This window comes from Leptolyngbya sp. UWPOB_LEPTO1 (assembly GCF_017302695.1).
Lineage (GTDB): Bacteria > Cyanobacteriota > Cyanobacteriia > Leptolyngbyales > Leptolyngbyaceae > Leptolyngbya > Leptolyngbya boryana.
In genome coordinates, this window is sequence record NZ_JAFLCJ010000019.1 from 17,335 (window position 1) to 42,934 (window position 25,600).

Consider the following 25,600-nt stretch of genomic DNA (forward strand, 5'->3'; position numbering starts at 1 on the left):
TTCACCAGTCACTCAGCAGTTTTATGAGGCACATCGAAAATGAAAGAAGACTTTCAAGAATGGCTCGGTGAGCATTGGCTCGGAATTTTAATCGGCGGGATTGCGACCGTCACCCTCGTTACGCAGATTCCCTCGATTCAGGAAAACTTGCAGCGCAATCAGAACGTTGCACAAGCCAACAAAGCAAGACTGGAAGAGAACCAGAAGTTGGAAGCGCAGAAGTTAACGTTGCAGGCATCAGAAGGAATTGCCAATGAGCGATACGACAAAGGCTGTGAAGTGATTGTGACGCTTGCTAATCCCAACCTCGCAACCACAATCCAAGAAGGTGTACCGATTCTATCGGGTGCTTACGCGCCGCTCTACCAAAAGAATCCGAACCGACCGATTAATCCGAAGCACTTCATCGGTCGAGACATCACCGTCTGTGATTTGTATGGCACGACTGCTGTTATGCAGCTTGATCCATCAAGAGGGTATGCCGTTGCACGGTCGATCGCGGTTACGAGCGATCGGACTCGGATGAAGAAAGCACAAGAGCGCGAGAAAGGTCTAAGCCGTCCATCACTCAAACAGTAAACAAGATTGAAGGGCTAGGAAGTTTCCAGCCCTCACCCCTAGCACAGAGGTAATTCAACTATGACAGATACGGCGAACAAGCAAAACAACCACTACAAACCAAACTGGAAAGACAGAGTTGCAGATAATGACAATCCATTCATGATGATCGCTGCGATCGTCATTTTTGCAATTCTCGCTGCATTGGCTTTGAAGTTAATCCAGGTGAACCTTATGCCTTACATGAAAGTGCTGGGGTTGCCTGAATTTAAGCCATCCAATACCCCGATCGTGGGTTGGGCGATGGATTTACTTCACCTGCTCTACTTCGCAACTGGAGCCGTGATTCTGTGGTTCTTGGTGAACTTGGCACAAGTGATTTGGATTCTGATCGCACTTGATCGACGGGCACATCGAACGGCTGTAAGAGAAGCACGAAAGGAACTCGATCGCCAGGGTTCGCAGCATGAGTCTGATGGACAAATTCGGAAGCTGAAACGACGCGCTACGAGAGTTCCATTCTTTTTTATTGCCGCTAGCGGCTGGATTGCTCTTGCTGCTTTCGTTGCAGAATTTCTGATCAACCTCAAAGCCTATCCTCCAATCCGAAGCTGGAATGCGTTTATCGCAGGATTGACAATTGGCGATTTAAGTCCAATCAACTTTAACCAGGTCGCAGCAATCCTTTGGGGATGTTTCAGCACCGAACTTGTAATTATCGCGTTGATCATCGTTGGTCAATGGATTTGGAGCCACAAGAACGCAGACAACTAACCATCAGGGGCGCTTTCGAGCGTCCTTTTTTAAATCCCTAGCACGGAGACTAATTATGTTTCTATTCAATGATCCGAAAGAAGTTTCGGATATCGAACTCGTTCACGATCGCGCACTGCCAACTGAAACCAGTGTCGGAATCCCGTTAGCAGCCACCGTCTTTCTTGGAGTTGGGGGATTCATCCTCTCAGCTAATCCGGTTGTAGGTGGAGCATTAGCAGCCGTTCCCGCTTATGGCATGTTCAAACGGTTTCAGAACAATTGGAGGAACAATGCTTTTGAGCGGCGCAATGCCGGATGTGTAGCACATCTCATCAAGACGGATGCGGACATGATTCTCTGGATTGAGCATCATGGCGTGGATGAAGTGCGCTCTCAATTATTGACTGCACTGAAACATCGGCAAAAGCTGACGAGTTGTGCCAAGCGGACGCTTAGAGCGTTAGTCCCAGAATCTGAACTACCAGCAAAACGAGTCGAGCAATTTCTGTCTGCTCAGAGTCCAGCACTACCAGAATCAGTACCTGAAGGAGTGCGAATGACGACTCAGCTAGGAGAACCGAGCGCGATTAATGTTCCTGCTCAGACGGTGGAAGGTGCACCTATCCCAAAGTCCATCACTGAGCATTATCTTTCTGATTTGCGATCGACCTTCTTGTGCGCTCCGCCTCGCACAGGTAAAGGCATCCTTGCTGCTCAATTGATGCAAGGCTTCAAGTCACGATTCCCCAATGGCAAGCTACTCACCTGCACAATTAAGCAATTCGCGGGTGAGAACTGGTACTGGAGTTATTCAGATGCTCACCTGAATCCTGAAACTCGCACTCCGGATCAGCAACTTGCAGCCGCACGGGACATCTTCAACCTGATCAACTTCTGGGAGTCGCAGCGATCGACGGCTGATGCTCCTTGCCTACTTGTCATTGATGAGATTCGAGATACGCTGAATCTGCTCGGATCGATCCCGATGAATGCAGTTAGCTCTGACTATGCCGAGTCGAAGAAAACATTCGGGGAATGGATGCTAGGAGTTGCAATCAGTTCTGCAACGCTCAACCAATGTCACCACCGATTCATGCTCATCATTTCCCCAGTCGTCAGCCTTGCTGGACTCGGAGGCATCAAGGGAGTGAGTAAAGACGCGCTCGGATCATTTGTCGGAATCACGCTTGCAGCACCCAAAGCAATGCAATTTGCAACGGGGGATAACGGTACGTTTAGCGCACCAAAAATCGATTCAAACGATCCAAGATTCCTGAATTGTCATGCACTTGCATATTGCAAAAACGATAAGCAATGGTATCCGATCGAATCACTTCCTAAAAGCGCGATCGACAAGTTAGCGAACTCGAATCCAACGCTAAAGAAGTGGAATTCAGTCAGCCTTAATCCGCGTGTTCATCTTGAGAAAAGCTGGACGGTTGAAAGCAACTTTGAGCATGAACCAGTTGCAGTTGCAAGTGAGGACAAAACTGAATCAACAGAGCAGGAAATCAGAGCAGAAATCAAGCGCTTCTTATTAGCAAACTCTGAAGGCTCTAAACCTCGCGACCTGTCAGCAAGAGCAAGAAAACCTGTTAAGGGAATGTCTACCGATGACATCAAGCTTTACCTGGATGTGATGGCAATAGATGGAGAAATCTACGAGGTAAATGGGACATTCTTTGCTAACAGTTAGTAACTACCAGTATCGGCTGTATCGCCCGTATCGAAATGCCCTGTATCGGCACTGTATCGACGAAGATACAGGCAATACAGCCGATACGATACAGGCGATACAGCCGATACGATACAGAAGCCGATACAGGTGATACAGAATTGGCTCTCGCTACAATTAAGCTATCAAACTATTAGGAGAATGCATGAAATGACCGCACAATTCAAACAGAAACTAATCGCTCAAGGATGGCGGTTCAAACGTTTTGCAAAAGGCTCACATCAGCTTTGGAGCCATCCAGAACGAGGCATTGTTTCAATCAGCGTCAACGCTGCAAGAGGGCAAATTTCAAAAGCAATCGAAGCAAAATTATTTGGATTTTGAACTATGAAGACAAACGATGATCAGCTTGCACTAATCGAGGCAAAGCCGGAAGAACCAAGCGTTCTGAAACCGGGGCAAAAATTGAAGCGCTGGCGCAACAAAAAGCCTCGCTGTGTGGCGAGGAAAGATTAAACAGTTTGCGCGTTCCCGGACAAGATACTCGGATGTTTTGAGAATTCAATTATGTGGAAATTAGACGATGAAAGTTTCGGAAATCATCAAAACTTTGGCAGCGAAAGGCTTTGGGGATATTGAGCTAATTCAGGGGCAGATTCTAGCGAATATTCATTTAGATAACGATGCCTACTGGCTGACGATCTCTCCTCTTGATGGCTGGCTTCGAGTCGTTCTATCGGAAGCTTGGAGCGGGGCAACAATCAGCGATCGCATGTACCAGGACTTAAACGACGCTCTCTCAACATTGATGTTTGTGGCGGCGGTTGACTTGGCGATCGAGAGCGAAGAGCTTGCAATGATTTCGGAGCGTTGAATGATTTACTTGTTGGAAAGCAAAAGACAGGCGGCATTCAGGGATAGACGGTTTGCTCCAAAATCAAACTCAAAAAACTGTTTTGCGGACTCTTTAGACAGCTCTGAATATCTTTTTCTTGTACGGACTAGCGATACTTCGCTAGGTCTTAGCAACAAAGGAAGCAAACATATGAACAAGGGCAAAGGCACTAGCATCAACATCGCTCAACGCGATCTGGAGCAAATCGACAAACTGTTCCCCGAACTGCCAAACAGAAGCAAAAAGATTCGCCTTGCAGTTGCTATCGCAAAGCACTTCGTTGATCAAAACTCTGATCGGATCAACATTGTTGTTTTGTGATGCAAGTAGCGCTTGCACAATGCACGGAGCAAGAATGCTACATTGCACTTAAGCAAGAAATTTCTGATCTGGGCGCGATGCCACGATCTAAAACAAGGCAGTTGCAGCGCGATACTGTGAGGGGAGTCAGTCCCACATTCAACGAAACTTTCAAGAAATTAACCGCGAAAACTCTATCGCGGACTGACAAAATAGCCAACGCTGTCGCGGCAGCGCCCCCAAGACCTTTAACCACAACAAATAGAAGAACCCGCATCTAATGCTGAATGCTTGGCGGCTATCCATTAGGTGCGGGTCAGGTGAAAAAATGTCTAATTACTCCAATACTAGCCCAAGCTCGACTCAAGGGCAAGGCTCTGACAAATTTCGCATGGGCGAACACGTTGACAAGCTCACTCCAGTCAAAGGCAAGAAAGACAAGTATTACTGCCCGATCTGCGGTGGAAATGATTTGTCGGTCAATCTCAACACCAACGCTTACACCTGCTACAACGGATGCGATCGCGCTGAGGTTCGCGAAGCAATTGCGCCCTGGAAGGACAAGCAGCAGGAGGCTAAGCCAGTTCGCCCCAAGGCAAGCCGCGCATGGACGCATACGGACATTGATGGCGAGCCATCAATCCGCACACGCCGCGTTGATGACGGCGAAGGTGGACGGAAGATCTGGCAAGAGTATTGCGTTAATGGACAGTGGGTTGCTGGCAGCAAACTCGATGAATCAGTCAAGGAGCCACTCAAGAAAGCACTCGCCCTGTATCGCCATCAAGAAATCAAAGCAGCGATCGCAGAAGGCAAGACAGTCTTCTTCGTTGAAGGTGAAGTTTGCGCTGATGCAATGTGGAAACTTGGACTCCCAGCGACAACTTCAATCGGTGGAAGTGCATCGCTCGGCAAGTATGGCGACTATTCCAAACTTCTCGAAGGCGCATCGTTAGTAATCTGCCCAGATCGTGATCAAACAGGCGTTAAGTACGCTGAAGCAGTCGAAGCAATGTATCCGGGTGCTAAATGGCTCTATGCCTTCCCTGAATCGCCTTTGTGGAAAGCGCTGCCGAATAGTGGCGGCTTGGACATTGCGGACTGGATTGAATCAGGTGCAACCGCTGAACAGATTGTTGGTGCGGTTGAAGGTAAGCGCAGTTTAGTTGCGGAAGCCCAGCAAAAAACAAACAATTTAGTTGCCTTGCCAACCGTTCAACCAATGCCGATCAGCCAAATCCGATCTCAAATCATTGAGCTAGTCAAACACAACCTACCTGAATCTGACTTGCAGTTTGAGTTCATGCAGATCGCGAAAAGCGCAGGCATTTCAACCGTTGAAATCAAAAGAGCCTATGATGCTGCAAAGTCTGAGCATGACGACGTACAACAGCTACCCGAAATCGCCATTGATCTTGATGCTTTAATCAAAGCGCGTCAAGCAACGATCGACATCTCAGAGCAACTACCTGAAATATACTCGAAGCCGATTCTACAACTAGCAAAGTGGCAGTCCTTAAGACCAGAATGTTATCTTTTTGCCTTGCTTGCAGGGATTTCTGGTAGTCATAGAAACGGGACAGAAGTTGTTCTGAATCGCTCGATCGGCTTCAGTGTCGCGCCAAACTTGTTTGTTGCCATGTGCGCTGAAGCATCCCAAAGAAAAACGCCAGTCACAAAAGCGACGATCACCTCGCCATTGAAAGAAGTCAAAAATGATTTCAAAGAGCTTCATCAAGCCGAAATGGAGGACTGGCAGCAACGATGCAAAGGTCTTGAGAAAGATCAGGAAAAACCGCCGGAGCCGCAGCGCAAAATCCCATTCTTCACACGCACAACTGGAGAAGCAATTTTACGGCAAGTTTCACGAGTTCCCGATCAACCGATGGTCTGGGTGACCGATGAGCTTTCCTCGATTTTCGCAGGACTCAATCAGTATCGAGGCGGCAGAGGATCTGATTCTCAAGACTTACTGGAGTATTACGATGGGCAGGGTGGACAAATCCTAAGATCCGAAGGATTACGAGACGATGTTGATTGCCTCAATCTGGCGATCTTTGGAGGAATTCAGCCTAGCGTTCTCGAACAACTTCTAGGAGATGGGCGAGATCCGGACGGGAAATGGGCGAGATTTATATTCGTCTTACAACCCACAGTCGCAGCAGTGATGCCGGACGATTCCGGTACGGTTGACCTTCAAGACTTGCTTTTGGATTTATATCGAAAGGCTCAAGCTCTTCCAGAGATGGAGTACACACTAAATCGAGAGGCATTCAAGTATTTTCAGGGAGTTTGCGACCGCTTGGAAGTACTACGCGCCAGCGACCCAAACCAAGCCATGCGCGCTGTATGGGGCAAGTCTCAGGGGCGAATCGGCAAACTAGCCATCAACCTGCACATAATTTATGAAATTGCAGCAGGAAGAGTGATCCCTAGCTCGGTAATTCCAAAACACGTAATCGTGAAGGCAACACAACTAACCTATTTTGCTGCCCAGCAGATCGAAGCGATTTACAAAAGCTCGGACTCCAAGGAATTTGCCCTGTCTAGCAACCTCCTCAAGATTCTTGAGCTTGCAAAATCGAAAAACGACTGGATCTCTGCGCGAGATGTAAACGGTCTCTACGAGCGGAAGAAATTTGGCTGGAAAAAAGAGGACGTTCAAGGCTTCTTCAAGCAACTAGCAGAGATGGGATACGGGGAAATTCAAGGCGAGAAGAAGATTTGTTTTCGCGCTTTTACAGATCATGCTCAACCTCGATCCAAAACTGAGGAGATCATTGAGGACAGTCAGGCTCAAGCCAAAACTGAGGAGATCGTTGAGGACAGTCAGGCTCAGAAGCAAAAATACAAGCAGGGGGATGAAGTGCTTTACTGCGGTCGGAATCTCAAAATGATTGAGCGATTCCTTTTCCGCATGAATGTCGTTGGATACAGCAACGGAATGGCTGTCTGCCGCACACTTGAAGGACAGGAACAATCATTTAACGAAAATGATCTACGACCGTTCCCTAACACGGTGGAGGTAGCGTCGTGAGCAGAGCATACAATGAATTCCTTGAGATTTGTTCTCTAAGAGAGATTCAAGAGCTTCTTAGCGAGTCTGAATCTACGATCGACCGTCGCAGAACACACGGGAGAGACAACCCGCTCGATCCTCTTGCATGGCACAAAGGGATTCACTGGTTTCAACCAAACGAGCGGGGACGCATCACCTACAACAAGAAGATGATCCAAATTTGGCTTGTAGCGGTTAGCCAGTCAGACAGAAATATGCACCTCAACGCGATCTCAGAGTTTCAAAGATCGATGCCTGGTAATCCAAGAAGGAAGGCAAGTTAATTCCAGTAAAAAATTCACCAAAACCACGTTCTCGTTTTTTGAGGATGTGGTTTTTTTTTTCGCCGCCTGACACCCGAAGAATCACTTGTCCTCAAAAATTGAGGACATCAGTGAGGATACAATATCCTCAACTGGAAGCCTCTCACTGTAAGGGCTTCATCGATTTGAGGACATTGAGGATATTGAGGATATAAAAAATAAATAGGCTGTTTTTTTTTATCAAATGAAATCAACGACCCCTACTTGTTTGAAGTAGGGCAACTGGCGTTCTCAATGGCATACCACTTATTGAGAACGCTCTATCTCCCTTCTGATGAAGGTTTTAGGGATTTACTGCCTACCTTGGGGTAGTAGGGGTCGTGGGTTCAAATCCCGCCGCTCCGATTAACGAAAACCGTACAACTTAAGGGTTGTACGGTTTTTTAATGAGAATTTTCTGTCTTCGTAGTGTCAATTAGGCGGGACGATTTAGGGCGATTTGGGAGGTTTGTTGGGGGAGAATTGGGGGGAAAGAGATCCTGTTGTCACCCCAATGGAGATTCCCCCCAATGCCATCCTCAAAAGCGTCAAAAGGCACAGTGACAGTACGTTCCAACGACGATCGCCTCTATCTTCGCTGGTCTTGGTCAGTCGAATTGGGGGGAAATGGAAAACGCTACGAAATTGCGATCGGGCTACCCGATACAAAAGCCAATCGAGCAGCGGCAGAACTGCAAGCCAAGTTAATTGAGCGAGACATTGTAAATCAGCTTTTTGACCCTACTTTGCGGAAGTACCGGGGCGATCGTGCGAATGGCAAATTGACGGTTGTAGATCTGTTTGAAAAGTTCATTGCAGCAAAAACGCCTTATGTCTACAAATCAACGCTGATTAAGTACCGAGGATTGCTCACCCATCTCAGAAAGTTCTTCAAATCCAAAGCAGTGTTGAGTGTCGGAGAGGCAGAAGCGATCACATTCCGAGATTGGTTAACCCAGAGCGAAAACCTAGCCCCTGTGACCGTGAGAGATAAGCTTTACCTTGCATCGGCAGCTTGGGATTGGGGAATTGAAGATGCGAGAATCCCAAGTGATCATAAGAATCCTTGGACTCGATTGTGCGAGAAGCATAAAGTTCCACCGAAACAGAAAAAGAAACCCCTCAGCATTGAAGAAGTTCGGAAAATTGTACAAGGATTTCGCCTTGATCCCGAATATTCTTACTACGGCGATTTTGTGGAGTTCTTCCTAGGGGTTGGATGCCGGACTGGAGAGGCTGTAGCGTTGTGTTGGAAACATTTTAGTGATGACTGCGGGGAAGTTTGGATTGGAGAAAGTGTTACGGTTGATGGCGATCGCAAAGCCACCAAAACCAATGAAGCGCGTTCCTTCCCACTGACACCACGTTTACAAAAGCTAGTCCAGGCACGTCGCCCTGAAAATGCTGATCCTAATGCCTCCGTTTTTCCATCTCGTCGGGGCAGGATCATCAACCCACGTAATTTTGCGAAACGAGCTTGGAAGACCATTCTGAAAAAGTTGGAGATTGATTATCGTCGTCCCTACATCAGTCGGCACACGAATGCGACGATCTCAATTTATGAGTATGAGGAAAATCCCGCAAGTGTTGCACAACGTCTAGGGCATGATCCACGGACTTTATTTCGGAACTACGTGGGTGATTATGGAAAACCGAATGCGCCACCCGATTTTTTGGGTGATGATTAACTTGCCTTGCGTCCACGCTTCTTCGGTTGATTACTGGACGAGTTGCGGGTGAAATGCTCGATCGCTCGATAGTGAGCAACGGGGTTACTCCGATTTCGATACCAATCTTTGAGAAGTTCTGCGTGGTAGACAACTTCGCCACCATCATGCTGCCAGTGAATTCCCTCTACTAGGCTGCTCCCTTCTGCGACTCGCCAACGATCCAAGGTTTTCCAGTGCTTGCAAACGATTTTAGCGGCATCATGTTTATCGATCCACTCAGGAACAATTGTAGGTATTTCTAGTTGGGCAACTTTGGCATTGACTTCTTCTAAAAGTGCTTCGGCTCGCTGAAAGAGTGCGATCGCTTGTTGCAAAAGGATAGTAGGATCTTCTTGATTCATAAGGCAACATTGCTAAAGATGAGCGTAGAAGACACAAAATTTGTGAGTGATTAGTAACCATTTACTTTGATGCTTTTTTCTAGGTGATACTCAGAACCGTTCCAGGCATAGAGCATTTGTCGAATCTGGTTTCCCTCCAATTGATTCACAATGAGCGATCGAACTGATTGAGTCCCAGTCTGAGCAATGAGTGGGATCGACTTGGGTAAGTTTGGGGACAAATAGGTACTCCAAGCCAAAGAGTGGGGACGATTAGCCTGGAAAGCAACGATGAGGCAACCCAACTCGCCACATAACTCAGAGGCTTGAGAGAAGTTGAGAAAAAAAAGCTCCTCTTTGCCATGTAAATAAGCAATTTGAACTGGGACTGTTTTCTGTTGCTCTAAAGAGAGCGAAGTAGATTGTTGAATAAAGCTGTACAACGTTTCTTGTGGGATGCCCTCAGCATCCTTCCATTCCAAAGGTGTTCCTACCAAGACAAGATTCTGTCTAGTGCAACCAGATAAGTTGAATCCTGCAACCAAAAGAGCAATGACAATCCCAACTTTGAGCAGCAATATAAATCGCAGCAATGATTTAGATGGAGATGGAAAAGATAGTCGAATTCGATTCATGAGTGTAAGTGGAGTTTTCAGCAGTTTCGATTCGCTTGATAGTGCTGTCTTGCTTTGATTCCGTAGTCAGATAAAGATAAAGCTCCAAATACATCCGAGCTTTGACTATCGATCGCAGCAGCATCACCGCCAAAGTGTTTTTGGGCAACACGTTCGATTAAGCGATCGCTCGTGAAGCGTTGCCCTGTTCGTGGGTCAACTTCCTCAGCACTGGCATTGATTTTTTGGACAATGGAATTCTGAAAAGCTTGATCTTGATCCGCAGGTGGGAAGAATTGCATCAAGTCGCGCTCACTGGGTAAGTCACCGTTTTGAACACGTTTCAGGAATTCAGTTCCACCCGGTTTGGCTTGAATCAGTGCGGTCGCAAACTCGTTGTATGGCATGAACTGATATTTGCCTAATGCTCGACCGCAGTTCTTTTCGTCATCCGCACAGGTGTACACTCCAACTGCCATGTAGTCTTGCTGACTTTCAAGTGCAGCTAACGCTTGAGCAAATCGATCTAAATAGATGCTTTGTACGGTTTGACCTGAGCAACGGCTAGGAATTCGTCGCGAGGAGTCGGTAGACTCAGGGGATGCTTGCTCTGCGGAACGGACAGCTTGACTGGAAGTGGCTCGTCCGGTTAAGCTTGCTTGCCAATCCGATGCACCAATGAACATGAGGGAGTTCGTGGAATACCGGAAGAAGGGAACAGGTCCCAGAATGTAGGGTGATGAACCACAGACGCTACTGAATCGAAAATACAAGGTGGTATCGACTTGATCGGTTTGCTCACTGGGTTCCATCACGACAACTTTGAACAGTGAGCCAAAGGGATGTCGCCCCGTGGGTTCTTTGCCTGCATTGATGCCTGCTAAACAGCCTTCTCCACCGTCCACGGTTTGATACTTGCCGGAAATCCATTGCAGTCCTTCTGAACGATTCCGCCGATTCCGTCCCGTATTTTCTAAATCATCCAGTTCGATGTAGGCGCAATTGCCAGTACAAGCAACACTGAACCCTTGTTGGTAGGAACCGGAAATCGTGCGATTCCGCTTTGCTTCTTTTGCGCCATAAATTATGTCAATTCGAGCAATTGTGCCGCCTACTAAATTGAGCGGTTGAGGAAAAGCATTGAGAGGAAGTTGGCTCAACCCAGGAACCTGACTGACGATCGCAGTCTGCCAATTTTGGAAATTCTTGAGGGGAACCGCATCGAGATTAGGAATGGCAGAAAGTTGATAGGGAGTGAGATTGATGGACTTGAGTGGGCGAGATGCGATCACAGGATCACTGGCTAACAGTTGTGCGATCGTTTGCCCTGGCTTATTGCCCACCAACTCACGGATGGGCGGAACTTCGCTAATTTTGCGCTCAGCTAGATTAGGGACAATCGCAGCAAGATGCCCAAGGGTTTGTTGAGTGGCTAATTCAAACTGACTCAACGCAGTATCTTGGGTTGTGATGCCGCTGCGTTCTGTAATGAGGTTCAGTGTTAACTCCTCGGCATGGAGGGCGTGCGCTAAGTCACCCAATCTCAAGACTTCATCGATCTGTTGTCCTGCCGTCCAATGAACCGAACGATCCGAAAGCATCACCTGTCCACTGGTCTGAATTGGTGGCAGCATCGACAAACTGATCACGCTCCAATCCGGCAGGAGCAACGACTGTCCGGTTTGAGTAGTTTCGATTTGCGTGGGTAGGGAAGTCTCTGTTGGTTGCCCAGGATTGATCGTGCTGACGATCCAAAGACTGCAAGCTAGACAAACTAGAATTACCTGAACCCAGAGCAAGGGGCGGCGCAAGATCCTTCGAGGTCGCAACATAGCCAGTCGTCTCAAAACACTGCCTTTTGTTGTAAGAAGAGACTGCGACCGCCTGCCTCTGGAAAATGGCACTTTGTTAAGCTGCAATAGGCTGTGACTCTACTATTTGGCAGAGGTTTGACCCCCAATGTGGAGAGGACAATCAGCAGTCATTCTGATTCACTCGATCATTGTTCTTTCTTTCACGACAATGATGCCTTCCTTGATGAACGATCTGATTCAACTATTGCGATCGCAAGTTCAGATTGTGGCAATCCAAGCGCCAGCGACAGAACGACATATTCTGCTGGAGCAGTCCTTACAATCTGCCAAAAATGGACTTTGCTTCTGGAGTCGCGGTACTCAACATCTGCAAAAGGTTGAATTGCTGAACGGGCGCCTTCAGTTTTCGACTGAATACTACGATGCAATTCCTAATATTTTGTGGTTTATCTTATCTCACTACGAGAAGGGTGTGTTTGTTATCGAAGGTTTGCTCACGCTTAATCAAGCAGGCGAACTAGATCCAGCAATCATTGCGAAATTGATTGACACATTTTATGAATTACGATTTCATCCTAATCTAGAGCTACTTCTGATTGACGATGTGATTCATCTGCCAATATCGTTGATTCCACTCATTCCGACTCTGCGTTACCCGCTCCCCAATCCTCAAGTCGTCAATGATCTCATCCAATCGGTTTACTCTACCCTGAATGACCCAGAAGTCTTGCACCGCATCAGTCGGGCTTGTCTAGGGTTGCCGCTAGGGGAATTGAAAATTGTTTTAGAGCGACACAAAGGAACTTGCTGTACCGTCGAGGATTGGGCGCGATCGCTCCTGACTTACAAAGTCTCGAAGCTCCAACAGCGCGGCTTAGAATTCATGGCACAGCCCGATGTACAACCGATGGGACTGGACTTACTAGAAGCAATTTTGGATCGAGACTGTGCTTTGCTATCACCGGATGCCAGGAAGTACGGGCTGTCATTGCCGAAAGGGATTCTGCTGTGGGGACCACCCGGAACCGGAAAAAGCCTGTCTGCTAAATATGCTGCTCATAAAATGGGTGTGCCTCTGTTAGCAGCGAACTGGGGAAGTTTGAGGTCGCCAAAGCCAGGTCAATCTGAACGCAATCTGGATTTTTTACTAGAACAGTGCTGCGTTAACGCTCCAGTCGTTCTCTTCTTTGATGACTTTGACAAAGGCTTTGCAGGGTGGAATTCGGACACAGATGGGGGCATTGAGGGGCGATTAGCAAACAAATTACTGACTTGGATGCAAGAGCGAATTGAGCCTGTCTATGTGGTTGCGACCTGCAATCGTTTAGAGAAGCTGCCACCGGAATTGATTCGCCGCTTTGATACGATCGTGTTTGTCGATTTACCTCATGCAGGCGCGAGGAAAGATATTTTCGAGGTGCATCTAGCCAAGTACTTTCCAACTTTGCCCAAGTTCACCGAGTCCGAGTGGCGAAAGTTGCTCAAGATGACTCATCTTTGTACGCCTGCTGAGATTGCGTTGATAGTGCGGAAGACGGCGCAGGAGGTGTTTTATCAAGGTAGACCGGGACGGTGTGCGATCGCAGATTTGTTAGAACAGCGTTCTCTAATCGTTCCTGCCATGATTCGGGAAGAGGAAGCAATTTTGGCAATTCGGAACCGAGCGTCTTTTGCGCGTCCGGCGGCTTCTTACGATCGCAGCCAATGGACATTACCAGAGCAAAAACTTTTCCAAGTACATGAGAAAATATCAACCGATCAATGAAGAATTTATAAAGTGTGCGTTGCTGATTTGAGCTGGACGAGGTGACGAGGATTACTAAGGATACTCCATCTGCATTGAATGAACATGGACGAACAACAATCCGTCAAACGGTCAGATTTTTTCATGGGTACAAGTTTCTATCTCAATGGAAACGCTCGATTCGTCTCACAGAATATTCGAGATTTGGGAAGCAAGTTTCAAATTAAGATGGTGGAACAGAGCAATTCGCCAATTGCCTGTCGTGAAGGCTTTGCCTTTGAATTTCTCGATGCAATGGATCAGCAATTTCATTTAGGTGGAAAAGTCCAGGTTGACGTTTTAGGCATCAATGGAAAAAATTCCCCTGACATTCAAATTCGAGATCGTTTTTCCGGCAACGTTATTCGAGAACAGCAACATAAGCGCAGCGCAGGATTAGCAGACAATGCGGCGAAAAGTGGCGCATACGGAAATCAGGAAATCAGAACTCCTAAACAGCAAGCTCAATCCCCGAAAAATTCAAACGTTCAAGAATCGAATGTTTCCGCTCAACAAGTTTCGGAAGGTGCAAAACGTCCGCTCAAAGCAATTCGACAGTATCAAATTAAGAGCGCAATTGTAGAAGTCAGCCATGCAGCGGCAACGGGCGCAGTCGCTGGAGGTACAGTAGCAATTCTACTATCAGGGCTGACGCACTTTCTAGCTGTAGAGCGAGGAGAAATAGAACTCGATCAAGCGATTGTTGCTACATTTCTAAGTGGTCTGGAAGGAGCTTTAACCGGGGGCGTTAGTAGTGCTGCATTTGCTGCGATCCCAGCCTTTCTCCCAGTGTTGGTTCCCGTTCTGCACATTGTCTCTGCATCGTTAGTCGCTTTGGGTGCATATCAACTCGTGACACAGATTGGGCAAATTCTGGATCACCATTCATTGACGCAATGCAATGCAGTTCTTCGGACTATTCATCATCAAGAGTCCAAGTTTTTTGAAGCTCGCGCTCAACGAGTTGTCAACTATCTTTTGAGCTAATTGATTCAAACCACTTTATATCCCCCTCTACTATGCACATTAAACAAGCACGTCAACTTCTGCGTGATATTGAGGCGTTACTCTATCAAGGGTCTTACTTGGATTTGTTCTTCCGACAAATTTCTAATGAAATTCGAGTGGCAGATGTTGATGGATCCTTTCACGAAGCTTGTGTAAAATTGGATGCGCTTGGTGCGCTTGATGCAGAGCTAGACCAGTTCCTCAATGATTTTATTCGAGAGCAGATGAAACGATTTTATGAACAGCTCTACACGACTCGAAAGTGGCATCTGCTACATGGTCATGTTTATCGCTATTCAGACGTTCTAGCATTTGTGCAAGAAAGCCAAACCTTGATCAATCTGCTCAAAGCTAAAGTTGAGCGGATTCACGAGGCTGCTTGTGAAACTTCCAACGAATTAGAGGAATACATTCTTAACCAATCTAAAACTCCTCGCGTAACTGGTGTTTTAGTGGTCGAGGGTGAGAAGCTGGTTCCTCTATGGATTTCCTAGTAATCACGATTACTTTTTAAAGGAAGCTATCTTTGTGAGATCGTCACCTCTTGGCTTCTTTTTTAAGTCCTTTGAGATAATAGCTGCGATACCTCTTGCCTTCTCGGAATCGCAAATAGGGATAAGGACCGCATCCATTGATTTGCTTCCAAGCAATATGGGCTGATTTGCCATTCTGATTGCGATCTCTAGTGGTGTTCATTGTAGTGGCTAGGATTTCTTGGTCTTGTATGATCGCTTCTTTCAATGCTGATAAGGCTGCGATCAATTCGCCAAGTTCCAAAGGCGAAAGTTGGCAGGCAAGTTGAAGCAATTCTTCAACGGTAATAGAATGCTGGAAACAAGGACACTTCCGGGACATAATTCAGCAAAATTTAGGGTGCAACGATTCACTGCAATGCCTAGTCAGTAAGCAAAGTTATGCACCCTAAACTTGAAGGCTGAAGTCAGGCGAACTTAATTTAGGGTGCAAGATTGGGCGTTGCTGAATCAGCGTATGAATTCCGAACCGCCCTAACCCTCTCCCTAAGGAGAGGGAACAAGAGGTTTCTAGCTCCCTTCTCCCTGAAGAGAAGGGCTGGGGATGAGGGCAAATCATACTTACATTCAGCAACGCCTAAGATTGTTGCAATAGCATGTCTGATCCAGGTTTCGCTGCACCCTAAAACTCATCGGACACCAACTGTGGATCGCTTTGATTGAACGGTAGCTTTTCGTCAGGCACGAAGCCCCTGCCAAATTGGAGGTTCAGTTCAACGGAACGAAATGGCGATGCGACCTTATTTTTGACGGCTTTCACCTTGACAACGATGCCATATTCGTCTGTCCCTCGTTTCAGTGTTTGAATCCGTCGCACCTCCAGACGCAGAGAAGCATAAAAGCGTAGTGCCCGACCGCCTGTAGTCGTTTCCGGTGAACCATAGACGACACCTTGCAGGTAGCGAAGTTGATTAGTAAAGATGACGATGCATTGGGATTGGGTGGCATTGAACCGTGCCACGATACGGCGCAAAGCTTTGCTCATCAGTCGAGAGTGAATGCCGACAAGGTAATCACCAATTTCGGCATCGCGCTCTGCTTCGGGAATCAAGGCAGCGACGGAATCAATCACAATGACAGAGATCGCTTTCGACTCAATTAAGGTTTCAACGAGTGCCAGTGCCATTTCAGCAGAATCCGGTTGTGAGATAAGTAAGTTATCTGTGTCAACTCCCAATTGACGGGCATACTCTGGATCAAGCGCGTGTTCTGCGTCAATGAATGCGGCAGTTCCGCCATACTGTTGCGCTTGCAGGATAGCATGGAGGGCAAGTGTAGTTTTGCCTGAGCCTTCAGGACCGAAAATTTCAATGATGCGACCTTGAGGCAATCCTCCACCCAAGATATTGTCGAGCTTCGGAATCCCCAAGTCTAACGTCTTGATGTCCAATCGTCGAGTGTCGCCAAGGCGCATGAGTGTGCCATAGCCATATTGTCGATCGATGTTCTGAATCAGCTTTTGAACGGATGAATCGGTTGTGGAATGCGTCATAACTGCTGGAAGGTGAGTGATCAGCCCTGTCTGAGCGGTAGCTTGCCTTCCAGCAAATAACTTACCTGATTGCCGGAATTTGGATGGTAAATGTGGTTCCTTCAGAAAGGATAGATTGCACCTCGATTCTGCCTTGGTGTGCGGTAACGATCTGCTGACATAGATAAAGTCCTAACCCATTTCCCGATTGAGAACTCTGACCGGGTGTAAATCGCCTGAATAACTGTTCCTGCTGTGTTTCAGAGATGCCAGTACCTGTATCGATTACTTCAATGACTGCCCAGTCAGCCTGATCGATCAAGACTCTTCGGAGCCGAATTTCCACAAAGCCTACGTCTGTGAATCGAATTGCATTACTGACTAGATTCGTGAGCAAGCGATGTAGCTCTAAGCGATCGCCCCTTGCTTCAACGAATCCAGCATTGACTAATCGCAGTTCGATCCCTTTCTGAGTCGCAAGCGATCGCAGTTCTGCTAACACCTCTCGGCTCAGTTCCACCAGGTCTACTGGGAAAAATGCAAGTGCTTTGTCCTGGGTGTCGTATTGATAAGTTTCTAGAGCAGTCTCGACAATGTTGAGCATTGCTTGGTTATTGCTAATCAACTGCGCTAACGGCGGTTGCAAGTCCAGCAATGTGTTGCCAAAATCTCCAACTTGAATTTGTTCCAGCATTTGATTGGCAGCTACAATCGGTGTCCTCAGATCATGCGTGAGTCCCACCATCATTGAGGCTTGTTCTTGCGAGGTTTGGATTTGGTCATTCCAGATTTGCTTGAGAGCAAGCAAACTCTCAACTCGCGCCACTAATTCATCAAGCGAGTTTGATTTTTCAACAATGTCGATCGCGCCTGCTTCAAATACCTCCATCAACGAGTAGTCGTAAGCCGTGATCAGAACGATTGGAATGAAGGGCAAAGCTGTGTTCTGGTGAATTTGTCGCGTGACCTCGTAGCCATCCATTCCAGGCATGACGACATCGAGCAAAATTAGGTCGGGTGGTGCATTTGTGATAAAGGTGAGGGCTTCTTGTCCAGTCTGTGCAATTGCAACTTGGTAGCCTTGCTGTTGCAATGCTTCTTGGAGCAATTGCAGACTGCTGGGAGTATCATCAACGAGAAGAATAGTTGGAACGGGAACAACTGAGGAAGCGGATCTTGAGTGCATAGATTCACACATTATCTCGATCAGAATGACAAATCAGACTGCACCCTAAAACTGCACCCTAACCCTGAATCGTGCTAATTTTGAGACTTTAGCTAACGTCTCAATCCAGAGAAATCGAGACATTGGCTTAGATCACCCATGTAAGAAAAAGAGATAGATTTCAGGAATATTACTTAGTTCAGGTAGTGTAACGAAATTGGCTGAATTTGTGAAGTCAAGACCGAGTCATAAATTCGCTCAATAAGGTATAAAAACAGCCAATTTTGAGGAACCATGAGTCTCTAATTCTGCACAAGCAAGTGGTCACTTTTTAATGCGTCTATTCTGGTATTGATCAGAGTGAATTCTAAACTTGGAGCAGAAATTATAGAACTGGTGAACTTCCAGGTTAGCCTTGCTGATAGGCTTGCAATCCTAACAAGATGAGATGAATGACCATCTGATCTGGGTTTCGTTGGCTATTGGTTGCAAGGGAACGGATTTGATCCAGTGGAACCGCCGGATTGAACAAGATGAGATTGCGCTTTAGTTCCTCAGCCAGGCTGTGTTGGCTTGCTAGAGCTTGCGATCGTAGTTCTTGACCCAACTCAGAGGTCAACACAACTTGCAAAATTTCTGACACGAGCGGAGAGCGTTTCTTGTTGCTTTCCGTAGTGCATTGCTCATCGATCGCGGCAAGCAATTCAGCAGTCATGTAAAAAGTCGGACGGCAGGCTTGGTCAGGGTCAGGAGGATCAGTTGAAGCGGATTTGGATTTTGCTTGGGGCATAAGACAACCATCGCGAAGGGGTGGTCGGTTTTCATCCTATCGGGATCATTTCATCTGACGCAGTAGCGGTACTCCAGTTTCACGAAAAGACCATATTTGAGGAAACTATCTAAATCGTTTCCTTACTGAAGCTAAATTGAGATCGGTTCAGGGAGCGAGGGCAATTTCTGATCAAGATGTGCCAATTTGAAATTTGGAACAAGACGGAGCCAGAAATCAAGACCTATTTTATAGAGTCCTACTTAATCAGATTTTTACAAAGTCTGTTGCAAGCTTCACATTAGCTTCAATCCGTTTTGTAATCTCTCGTAACGCAATCAGGGTTTCGGTCTGCCATACAGAGGGTTCATTGCTACGAAGAAATAGACCACTCAAGCGATTGGGACGGGATAATTCGAGTCTCACCTTCTGGCTTGAACCTCGAACGATTCAAACTTTGCGACTCAGCAATAATGGCGAGAGAAGCAGGGTTGGAATGCGTGAAGCTGCGTTGCAAACCAAATGATGACAGGGTGATCAACATGAAGATGCGTGTTGCGATGATTGAGGATCACAGTCTACTTTGTACGGGGATTAAAAATGCGTTAGCCCAACAATCTGACATTCAGATTGTTGGAGAGGCGGCGACAGCGACGGATGGATTGATTTTGTTGCAGGAAACTCAGCCCGATGTCGCGATCGTCGATGTCGGACTGCCCGATTTTACGGGCATCGAACTGATTCAACGGTTCCGATCCTCTAAGCATAATCGGGCGGAGACAAAGTTTCTGATTTTGACAGGCTACATTGATGAGTCAATGGTGTTCAAAGCACTCGCGGCAGGCGTTGACTCTTACTGCATCAAGACGATTAAGAACAGGCTACTTCTCGAAGCACTGAAAATAACTTATGCAGGTGAGCCGTGGTTAGACCCTGCGATCGCACGAATTGTCTTGAAGCACACGCAGCAAGCGAACCTCAATGCAATGCTCGAAGATTCTCCCTTAACGACGCAGGAAGTCGAGGTATTGGGATTGATTGTGCAGGGTCATACGAATAACTCGATCGCAGAAAAGCTCTTTCTCAGTTTGGGAACGGTCAAACATCATGTCCGCAGTATTTTGGGCAAGCTTCGAGCAAATGATCGAACTGAGGCAGCCGCGATCGCAATGAAAGCCAGAATCATCGAATAATTTGTTCCGTTAACTGGAATCTAGAAAACGCTCTTTCAAATCCATGAGCAGGGTGTGCAATTCAGCGTGATCCAACTCGAACTCATTCAATGGATCAAGATTGAGTTGATGGAGTAGATGCGCGATCGCACAGCGTAAATGCTCCTGCTTGATCTGGGTTGAGCTATCAAACATCAAAACCCATTGCCGGAGATCAAGAATATTGGGATGAGCCTGCGCCCAAGTCATGGCTTCTGCAATCAAAATAGAATCGCCAGAGTTTAGAAACTGCTGCATCCTGTTAATCTGCCTAGCTCGAGCAAGTTCATTTTTTTGCTGTTCCTGTTGCTGTTTGATGAGTTCAGCTGCTTGCTGTCGTGCTACTTGCTCCGCTTGTAAGCGCAGCCGCGTTGCTTGAAGTAAAGCATGGATTTGAGTGGGGTCGATCGTAGTAGATTCAGAAGCATTACGACCTGAATCCTCTGAATTGAACTCCTCTAAATTGCTAGAACTATTGCCCTGAGTAGCATTACTGCCATCCATGGGAAATAAGCTTGTCGGACAGTGCCCGTTAGATGCTCCTCCATTGCAATCTAACGGGCAGTTCGATTTGAAGCTAGAGGGGGTCTGGGGGAGGTCGGTGAGATGAGCCGGATGCCATAAATCTCGATGACGATACAGAGTACTGCCACCAATGCCGAATTGAAGCAATTGCTGAAATCGAGCAGTTGCTCCAGTTGCTAAAATATCTTGTTCTATTAAATCTGTGATCGCATCTCGAATCCGAACTCTGGCATTTTCCAATTGTTGCTGATTCCAAGTCGATGGGGTTTCTACATTGGTTTTCTTTGCTCGTTCGCCATAGTGAAAATAGCGACTGTTTTCGATACACCTTGCCCATTCTGCTGCACGATGTTTGATCTCATGCTGATGACGGCACCATTCTGAGTAACCAGGGAGTGCTCTCGCCACTGCCACAATTTCATCAATCAAAGCTTGTCCTTCTAGTGGTTTGCCGCCGAAGAGAACATGGTGGAAGATGTAAGTCCGCATCGCAATTCGACCGAGCAGACGGTTAGTTTGCCCGTAGTCTGTCCAGCCTGCTTCGATTTCAGCATTTAAGTCGCTCAGGAATTTATCTGCCTTGCCAGAAAACTGGAAAGGTGGTCGCTTCAATTGTTTGAGAATTCGCCTGAGAACATCAGTATCCAAGTCGTTTCGAGCTTGAGCGAATTTCCATTGCTCGACGAAGCGATCATGGCTACTCCAAATCGGTTGAAAGTCCTGATTCACGAGATATGAACCGATTTGCAATGGTAAGCGGTGAGCATTGAATAAGCTCGGCTCAGTGCTGTAGGGTTTGGGATTGGGGAAGAGTTCGAGCTGTCCAGGATGCAGTTTGAAGCCAGCGTTTTCGAGCAGGGTGGTGAGCGAGATCGCAATCTTCCAAGAATCCTGGATTTGCTGAAACGGAAAGTACAGATGTAAGCCCCCGCTGTAGCTCGATATGCAACCGATATAGCGAACGATTCCTAACGGTTCCACAGCTGCCACAATCGAAGGAATAGCGAATGGGTCTTGATTGGGATGGTAGGGGCTATTGATGTCGATATCGAGCAGAAAGTACTGAGTTTGGGAGCCGAAGCGAACGCCGTAGAGGGAAGAACCTTGTTGAATGATGCGATCGCTTAGTGGGTAGCGCGTTTCCGTTTGCCATTCGACTTTGGCGTTGGCTACTGTATGTGCTGCCCAGATGAAGTCATAGCGATGCGGGAAGAGACTGAGAAACTCGTTGTCCTCTTCCACAAATTGAAACGATCGCTGTGACGTTGCGTGAACGATAGACTACCTCGACTGCATCGAATTCCGTCATAGCCTAGCAGTGGTCACAAATTGGACTTTGAACCAGGGTGCGATCAATCTGATCAGAAGAATCAGACGTGTGACCATTTTTTGCGACGCTGATAGGGGAAGAGATGCAGGAATTTTTTTGTAACTTTAAGACAGAGTGGGAGGTATTTCTGGAATAGGTGAGGGGTATTTCTGGAATAAGTGAGGGGTATTTTTTAACATTCCTCTAACGACGATCGCTTTGCACTGCAATGGATTTACTGGCAGATAAGATTGTGACACTGAAGCAGGATGAGGGGTATTTCCGTGAAGCTGAAAGCGCGATTTTAGGGTGCAGAAAACCTTGAAATGCTCTGATTTCTGTCTTTTCTTGCACCCTAAAAATGAGCTATTGCTTGGGTTGAGATGAATTCGATCTCATGACGGGCACGAGAACTTGTACCAGCAGCGCGATCGCTCCAATCATGCCAGCCAGCGATGTGATCACGATCGCGATCGCCAAGATGATTTCGGTTGGGCTAGTTCCGTATTGCATCCAGGCAGAGGGAGGCTCGATAGAGTTGGGATTGGTTACGATAACCCGAACAGGTTGAACTTCAAATTTGGAAGAGACAGAATTTAGGGGTTCCATTAATTTCAGTTGAACTCAATGAATCCAGCTTATGAATGTATCTTTCTGATGTCGCCTCACAATCGTTAGCAATCTGTTAGCATTGTGCCAGTGTCACATTGAATACCTTTTCGATTCCTCAAGCTCTGATGTCTTTGGATTCCTCACAATCTTCTCCTTTCGAGCAAGCCGACCGCGATTTTGACCTGGGTAGGCTTCGCGCTGATTTGGAAGTGAGCGGACAGATTGATCCTCAAGTTTGGCGCTATTTGAAGGGCATACTTTGTGGTTTAGATAAGGAGGAAATTGCAAAGCAATGCTTTGTTGGGAAAGGCACAGTTAATACTGCTTTGTCGAGAGGCGTTAGCTCTCAAATTCTTAGAATTTTGCCGGGTGAGGATAAAGTCGATTGGAAATGTTTACGCCAATTATTGATTGAGGCAGGCTACGGACGAGGTGAGAATCATCGCATCAATTGGCAGCAGATTTGCCGAGCAATGCTCGATCGTCAGAAGAAACTCAGCACAAATGAAGTCATTGCTTCTGAGGCAATGCAGTTTGATCTCTTGGATGACGAGGTTTTTGTTTCATTAGCGTTGATTGAACGGAAGGAGCCAGACCGTGTGAGCCAAGAAGTTCGTCCTGAACGTCCAACTGATCGATATGAGGAGAAGCCACCGATCGAGTATGAGGTGTTTCGGGAGCAGGTCTTGCGGCAGGGTAAGAGCGATCGTATTGCCATTGTGGGTGAACCTGGAGCAGGAAAGACAACCCTTCTACAGCACATCGCGTTCTGGATTCTGGATCAGAAGCTGGGGCTACCGATTTGGATTTCACTGGGCGACTTGATTAAAAATGGTGAGTTGCAGCGATTGAAAGATTACCTGACGCAGGTGTGGTTAGAAGATGCCATCTCAGATGTGACTGAAGAAATCAGATCTGATTTTTTGAAACAACTCGGTCAACAGCGAATATGGTTTTTACTAGATGGGGCTGATGAAATTGTTGCATCGTCGGGAATTACGCTGCGTGAGGTCAACAATCAGCTTCGGAGTTGGCTTGCTCAGTCACACATTGTTCTAACCTGTCGAGTCAATGTTTGGGATGCAGATATCAATGCATTGAGGGATTTCCAAACTTATCGTACAAAAGAATTTCATTATCCGACTCAGGTAGAACAGTTCATCAGAAGTGGATTTCGCAAGAGCGATGAATTAAGTGGTGAGCGTCTCAGAACTGCGCTTGCTCTTCCTGAGCAGGCTCGACTTCAGCAACTCGCTTGTAACCCACTACGATTAATGATGCTTTGTACAACGTGGCATGAGCATGAGAGCTTGCCTGCGACAAAAGCTGAACTGTACAAGCGATTTGTCAGTGAGTTTTACAAATGGAATCGAACTAAGTGGAAGAAGAAAGACTTGAACTATGGTTTTTTCCCAAATACGGTAGCTCAACAAGAGAAACTCAATCAAGCCCTCGGTCGGTTGGCGTGTCGTGCTTTAGATAAGGAAGCATCGCCATTTCGCTTATCTTATGAGTTGGTATTTTCTGAACTGGGTGATCCTGATGAGGATGGCTCCGATTTCTGGTTGGCTCTCAATCTTGGCTGGCTGCAAATTGCTAGAGATTCTGATGAATTTTCGGAAAAAGTCTATACGTTTTTTCATCCAACCTTTCAGGAGTATTTTGCAGCATTAGCAATCTGTGACGAACAATTCTTTCTGAAGCATAGTGTTGATAATCCTAGCCTTTCAGAAAGTTGTTACCGAGTTTTTGAACCAAAATTCAAAGAGGTCTTATTGTTATGGCTAGGACGCGATGACAAAACATTAGAAGATAGGAAGAATAGATTAATTAGAGAATTAATAGAATTTAAGGATGGATGTCTTGGATGTTATGAGATTCAAGCTATTTTTATAGCTGCTGCATGTACGGCGGAGTTTAAAGATTGCAAGCTCTCAGATTTGATTGTTTTGGAGGCGAGCAAGTTATACTTTGGTTTCTTTGATCAGTCAGGAGGTAAGTGGCAGAACTTTCTAGATCCGATTCCATTGATGGCAGAATTGGCATTATTGGAAACAGATACGGAAAAACTTGTAGAGACTATAATTTCAGCCTTTATTCCTGATTCGATTAATAATACACATCCTAATGCAGATGTTGCTCTTAAAGCGGCTAAAATTTTAGGCTTATTAGGTGAAAATAACTCAAAAGCTATCGATGTACTGATTCAAATCATTCAGTGCAAAGATTTTTATCAATACGTGCCAGTTCAGAACTTCTTCTTTGCGCGCTCTGAAGCTTCTAAAAGTCTAATTAAGATTGCACATAAAAGTGAACCAGCCATTAATAGACTAAAAAACATACTACATACAGCAGTAATCAAAGAAGAGCAAGATTTGATTGTTAAAACCTTGGGCAGAATTTCACCTGGCGATCCATTACCAAGAGAATTCCTTAAACGAAGGATGAATTCATCAAATAATGCTGATGATCGTCTTCAAGCAGCATGGTCTATGCTGAGTTTTGATAGTGGAGATGTTACAGCTAGAGATACACTGTTTGAGCTATCAAGTAGTTCAGACAACTATATTTCTTATCAAGCAAAAAAGCTTTTGGAACAGGGTTCTACCATAACTTATAACTACGACGCTCATGAGTATAGCCAGGAAGAAATAACTGAATCAGAGAAATTTTGGATGAACAGCAAATCAAATACAGATTTGCTGGGTAGTAACTCTCCTAATCTGGCTCGAAGTTGGGCTATTCAAGAGATACTAGAATACGCTAAGTCAGACTATCCAAGAGTAGTTGAAGAATTGACCAAACAACTTTTCACTTGTACAGACACCCTGACCTTACAAATAATAATTGAAATTTTAGGAAGGATCTCTGTTGGTGATGAAAAAGTTGTTGAGATACTTATTGATTTCGTACAGAACTCTAATAATCTGCTGGCAGTAACTGTTAGAGTTTTTGATCAAATTATAAATAGCCCTAATCAGCGGCGGCTTTGCTATCTGACAGTTTTGGGGTTGAAGAGCTATCTACAAAATCAACAGTTCACAAGCACTATGCGTTATATCCAGATTTATCAGATTGTTTGGCTATGCGCTCAAAGAATAAGGTATTCAGATTTTTATCAAGCATGGCATGAGTCTCTTGATACTACTAATGCCGAGCTACCCGAAAACGATCACGATTGCACTACATAGA

General features: G+C 46.2%; 23 protein-coding genes. 14 read left to right on the forward strand and 9 right to left on the reverse strand.

What is annotated here, in order from left to right; translation table 11 throughout:
* Positions 1–39 precede the first annotated feature (39 nt).
* The 9 genes from J0L70_RS23830 to J0L70_RS23870 all read left to right on the forward strand — a co-directional run bounded on the left by J0L70_RS23830 (position 40) and on the right by J0L70_RS23870 (position 9,232).
* Entirely contained in the window at positions 40–579 is a 540-nt protein-coding gene (locus J0L70_RS23830; RefSeq protein ID WP_287456172.1) for a hypothetical protein, read from the forward strand.
* A gap of 60 nt (positions 580–639) precedes the next feature.
* Positions 640–1,332, forward strand: a complete 693-nt coding sequence (locus J0L70_RS23835) for a hypothetical protein (RefSeq protein WP_287456173.1) — start codon at positions 640–642, stop codon at positions 1,330–1,332.
* Between the two features lie 55 nt (positions 1,333–1,387).
* Positions 1,388–3,010: a hypothetical protein gene (locus J0L70_RS23840; protein WP_287456174.1), complete on the forward strand. Its 1,623-nt coding sequence runs from the start codon at positions 1,388–1,390 to the stop codon at positions 3,008–3,010.
* Between the two features lie 189 nt (positions 3,011–3,199).
* Positions 3,200–3,373 carry a hypothetical protein gene (locus J0L70_RS23845; protein ID WP_287456175.1) on the forward strand — a complete coding sequence of 58 codons (174 nt, stop codon included), beginning with the start codon at positions 3,200–3,202 and terminating at the stop codon, positions 3,371–3,373.
* Between the two features lie 3 nt (positions 3,374–3,376).
* On the forward strand, positions 3,377–3,505 hold the full coding sequence (locus J0L70_RS23850; RefSeq protein ID WP_287456176.1) for a hypothetical protein: 129 nt from the start codon (positions 3,377–3,379) through the stop codon (positions 3,503–3,505).
* 67 nt (positions 3,506–3,572) lie between these two features.
* A complete protein-coding gene (locus J0L70_RS23855; RefSeq protein WP_287456177.1) occupies positions 3,573–3,863 on the forward strand; it encodes a hypothetical protein in 291 nt (96 codons plus the stop codon).
* Positions 3,864–4,205 carry a hypothetical protein gene (locus tag J0L70_RS23860; protein WP_287456178.1) on the forward strand — a complete coding sequence of 114 codons (342 nt, stop codon included), beginning with the start codon at positions 3,864–3,866 and terminating at the stop codon, positions 4,203–4,205.
* Between the two features lie 307 nt (positions 4,206–4,512).
* Positions 4,513–7,221, forward strand: coding sequence for a DUF3987 domain-containing protein (locus J0L70_RS23865; RefSeq protein WP_287456179.1), 2,709 nt, complete (start codon positions 4,513–4,515; stop codon positions 7,219–7,221).
* Between the two features lie 853 nt (positions 7,222–8,074).
* Entirely contained in the window at positions 8,075–9,232 is a 1,158-nt protein-coding gene (locus tag J0L70_RS23870) for a tyrosine-type recombinase/integrase (protein WP_190649386.1), read from the forward strand.
* On the opposite strand, the gene J0L70_RS23875 is transcribed toward J0L70_RS23870, so the two are convergent.
* The 3 genes from J0L70_RS23875 to J0L70_RS23885 are packed head-to-tail and all read right to left on the reverse strand — an operon-like array spanning position 9,229 to position 12,040.
* The gene (locus J0L70_RS23875) at positions 9,229–9,615 is read right to left on the reverse strand and encodes a hypothetical protein (RefSeq protein ID WP_190649388.1); all 387 of its coding nucleotides are present in this window, start codon (positions 9,613–9,615) and stop codon (positions 9,229–9,231) included. The genes J0L70_RS23870 and J0L70_RS23875 overlap by 4 nt on opposite strands.
* Before the next feature lie 50 nt (positions 9,616–9,665).
* Positions 9,666–10,229, reverse strand: coding sequence for a hypothetical protein (locus tag J0L70_RS23880; RefSeq protein WP_190649390.1), 564 nt, complete (start codon positions 10,227–10,229; stop codon positions 9,666–9,668).
* Positions 10,230–10,246: 17 nt separating this feature from the next.
* Positions 10,247–12,040, reverse strand: coding sequence for a M23 family peptidase (locus J0L70_RS23885; protein WP_190649392.1), 1,794 nt, complete (start codon positions 12,038–12,040; stop codon positions 10,247–10,249).
* 190 nt (positions 12,041–12,230) lie between these two features.
* On the opposite strand from J0L70_RS23885, the gene J0L70_RS23890 reads away from it, so the two are divergent.
* The 3 genes from J0L70_RS23890 to J0L70_RS23900 all read left to right on the forward strand — a co-directional run bounded on the left by J0L70_RS23890 (position 12,231) and on the right by J0L70_RS23900 (position 15,307).
* Positions 12,231–13,787: an ATP-binding protein gene (locus tag J0L70_RS23890; protein WP_287456181.1), complete on the forward strand. Its 1,557-nt coding sequence runs from the start codon at positions 12,231–12,233 to the stop codon at positions 13,785–13,787.
* 84 nt (positions 13,788–13,871) lie between these two features.
* Positions 13,872–14,792, forward strand: a complete 921-nt coding sequence (locus tag J0L70_RS23895) for a hypothetical protein (RefSeq protein WP_287456182.1) — start codon at positions 13,872–13,874, stop codon at positions 14,790–14,792.
* Positions 14,793–14,824: 32 nt separating this feature from the next.
* Positions 14,825–15,307 (forward strand): hypothetical protein, encoded by a 483-nt coding sequence (locus tag J0L70_RS23900; RefSeq protein WP_190649396.1) that lies wholly within the window; start codon positions 14,825–14,827, stop codon positions 15,305–15,307.
* A gap of 43 nt (positions 15,308–15,350) precedes the next feature.
* On the opposite strand, the gene J0L70_RS23905 is transcribed toward J0L70_RS23900, so the two are convergent.
* From J0L70_RS23905 to J0L70_RS23920, 4 genes are all read right to left on the reverse strand, one after another.
* Positions 15,351–15,668, reverse strand: coding sequence for a hypothetical protein (locus J0L70_RS23905; protein ID WP_190649398.1), 318 nt, complete (start codon positions 15,666–15,668; stop codon positions 15,351–15,353).
* Positions 15,669–15,968: 300 nt separating this feature from the next.
* Positions 15,969–16,838 carry a recombinase RecA gene (recA, locus tag J0L70_RS23910; protein ID WP_190649400.1) on the reverse strand — a complete coding sequence of 290 codons (870 nt, stop codon included), beginning with the start codon at positions 16,836–16,838 and terminating at the stop codon, positions 15,969–15,971.
* A gap of 61 nt (positions 16,839–16,899) precedes the next feature.
* Positions 16,900–18,003 carry a hybrid sensor histidine kinase/response regulator gene (locus J0L70_RS23915; protein ID WP_190649402.1) on the reverse strand — a complete coding sequence of 368 codons (1,104 nt, stop codon included), beginning with the start codon at positions 18,001–18,003 and terminating at the stop codon, positions 16,900–16,902.
* A gap of 388 nt (positions 18,004–18,391) precedes the next feature.
* Complete coding sequence (locus J0L70_RS23920; RefSeq protein WP_190649404.1) at positions 18,392–18,772, reverse strand: hypothetical protein; 381 nt, start codon at positions 18,770–18,772, stop codon at positions 18,392–18,394.
* Between the two features lie 521 nt (positions 18,773–19,293).
* Here J0L70_RS23920 and J0L70_RS23925 point away from each other — a divergent pair.
* Entirely contained in the window at positions 19,294–19,944 is a 651-nt protein-coding gene (locus tag J0L70_RS23925) for a response regulator (RefSeq protein WP_190649406.1), read from the forward strand.
* Between the two features lie 9 nt (positions 19,945–19,953).
* On the opposite strand, the gene J0L70_RS23930 is transcribed toward J0L70_RS23925, so the two are convergent.
* Together J0L70_RS23930 and J0L70_RS23935 are read right to left on the reverse strand one after the other, a co-directional pair.
* Complete coding sequence (locus J0L70_RS23930; RefSeq protein WP_287456184.1) at positions 19,954–21,729, reverse strand: hypothetical protein; 1,776 nt, start codon at positions 21,727–21,729, stop codon at positions 19,954–19,956.
* A gap of 433 nt (positions 21,730–22,162) precedes the next feature.
* Positions 22,163–22,405 (reverse strand): hypothetical protein, encoded by a 243-nt coding sequence (locus tag J0L70_RS23935; RefSeq protein ID WP_287456185.1) that lies wholly within the window; start codon positions 22,403–22,405, stop codon positions 22,163–22,165.
* Between the two features lie 98 nt (positions 22,406–22,503).
* On the opposite strand from J0L70_RS23935, the gene J0L70_RS23940 reads away from it, so the two are divergent.
* Complete coding sequence (locus J0L70_RS23940) at positions 22,504–25,599, forward strand: HEAT repeat domain-containing protein (protein ID WP_287456186.1); 3,096 nt, start codon at positions 22,504–22,506, stop codon at positions 25,597–25,599.
* The last annotated feature ends 1 nt before the right edge of the window (position 25,600 follow it).

Coding starts and splice junctions, on each gene's coding strand:
- J0L70_RS23850 (WP_287456176.1), top strand. CDS start 3,377: ATGAAGACAAACGATGATCAGCTTGCACTAATCGAGGCAAAGCCGGAA.
- J0L70_RS23840 (WP_287456174.1), top strand. CDS start 1,388: ATGTTTCTATTCAATGATCCGAAAGAAGTTTCGGATATCGAACTCGTT.
- J0L70_RS23835 (WP_287456173.1), top strand. CDS start 640: ATGACAGATACGGCGAACAAGCAAAACAACCACTACAAACCAAACTGG.
- J0L70_RS23935 (WP_287456185.1), bottom strand. CDS start 22,405: ATGGAACCCCTAAATTCTGTCTCTTCCAAATTTGAAGTTCAACCTGTT.
- J0L70_RS23865 (WP_287456179.1), top strand. CDS start 4,513: ATGTCTAATTACTCCAATACTAGCCCAAGCTCGACTCAAGGGCAAGGC.
- J0L70_RS23875 (WP_190649388.1), bottom strand. CDS start 9,615: ATGAATCAAGAAGATCCTACTATCCTTTTGCAACAAGCGATCGCACTC.
- J0L70_RS23845 (WP_287456175.1), top strand. CDS start 3,200: ATGACCGCACAATTCAAACAGAAACTAATCGCTCAAGGATGGCGGTTC.
- J0L70_RS23855 (WP_287456177.1), top strand. CDS start 3,573: ATGAAAGTTTCGGAAATCATCAAAACTTTGGCAGCGAAAGGCTTTGGG.
- recA (WP_190649400.1), bottom strand. CDS start 16,838: ATGACGCATTCCACAACCGATTCATCCGTTCAAAAGCTGATTCAGAAC.
- J0L70_RS23920 (WP_190649404.1), bottom strand. CDS start 18,772: ATGCCCCAAGCAAAATCCAAATCCGCTTCAACTGATCCTCCTGACCCT.
- J0L70_RS23890 (WP_287456181.1), top strand. CDS start 12,231: ATGATGCCTTCCTTGATGAACGATCTGATTCAACTATTGCGATCGCAA.
- J0L70_RS23870 (WP_190649386.1), top strand. CDS start 8,075: ATGCCATCCTCAAAAGCGTCAAAAGGCACAGTGACAGTACGTTCCAAC.
- J0L70_RS23885 (WP_190649392.1), bottom strand. CDS start 12,040: ATGTTGCGACCTCGAAGGATCTTGCGCCGCCCCTTGCTCTGGGTTCAG.
- J0L70_RS23830 (WP_287456172.1), top strand. CDS start 40: ATGAAAGAAGACTTTCAAGAATGGCTCGGTGAGCATTGGCTCGGAATT.
- J0L70_RS23900 (WP_190649396.1), top strand. CDS start 14,825: ATGCACATTAAACAAGCACGTCAACTTCTGCGTGATATTGAGGCGTTA.
- J0L70_RS23925 (WP_190649406.1), top strand. CDS start 19,294: ATGAAGATGCGTGTTGCGATGATTGAGGATCACAGTCTACTTTGTACG.
- J0L70_RS23895 (WP_287456182.1), top strand. CDS start 13,872: ATGGACGAACAACAATCCGTCAAACGGTCAGATTTTTTCATGGGTACA.
- J0L70_RS23915 (WP_190649402.1), bottom strand. CDS start 18,003: ATGCACTCAAGATCCGCTTCCTCAGTTGTTCCCGTTCCAACTATTCTT.
- J0L70_RS23905 (WP_190649398.1), bottom strand. CDS start 15,668: ATGTCCCGGAAGTGTCCTTGTTTCCAGCATTCTATTACCGTTGAAGAA.
- J0L70_RS23880 (WP_190649390.1), bottom strand. CDS start 10,229: ATGAATCGAATTCGACTATCTTTTCCATCTCCATCTAAATCATTGCTG.
- J0L70_RS23860 (WP_287456178.1), top strand. CDS start 3,864: ATGATTTACTTGTTGGAAAGCAAAAGACAGGCGGCATTCAGGGATAGA.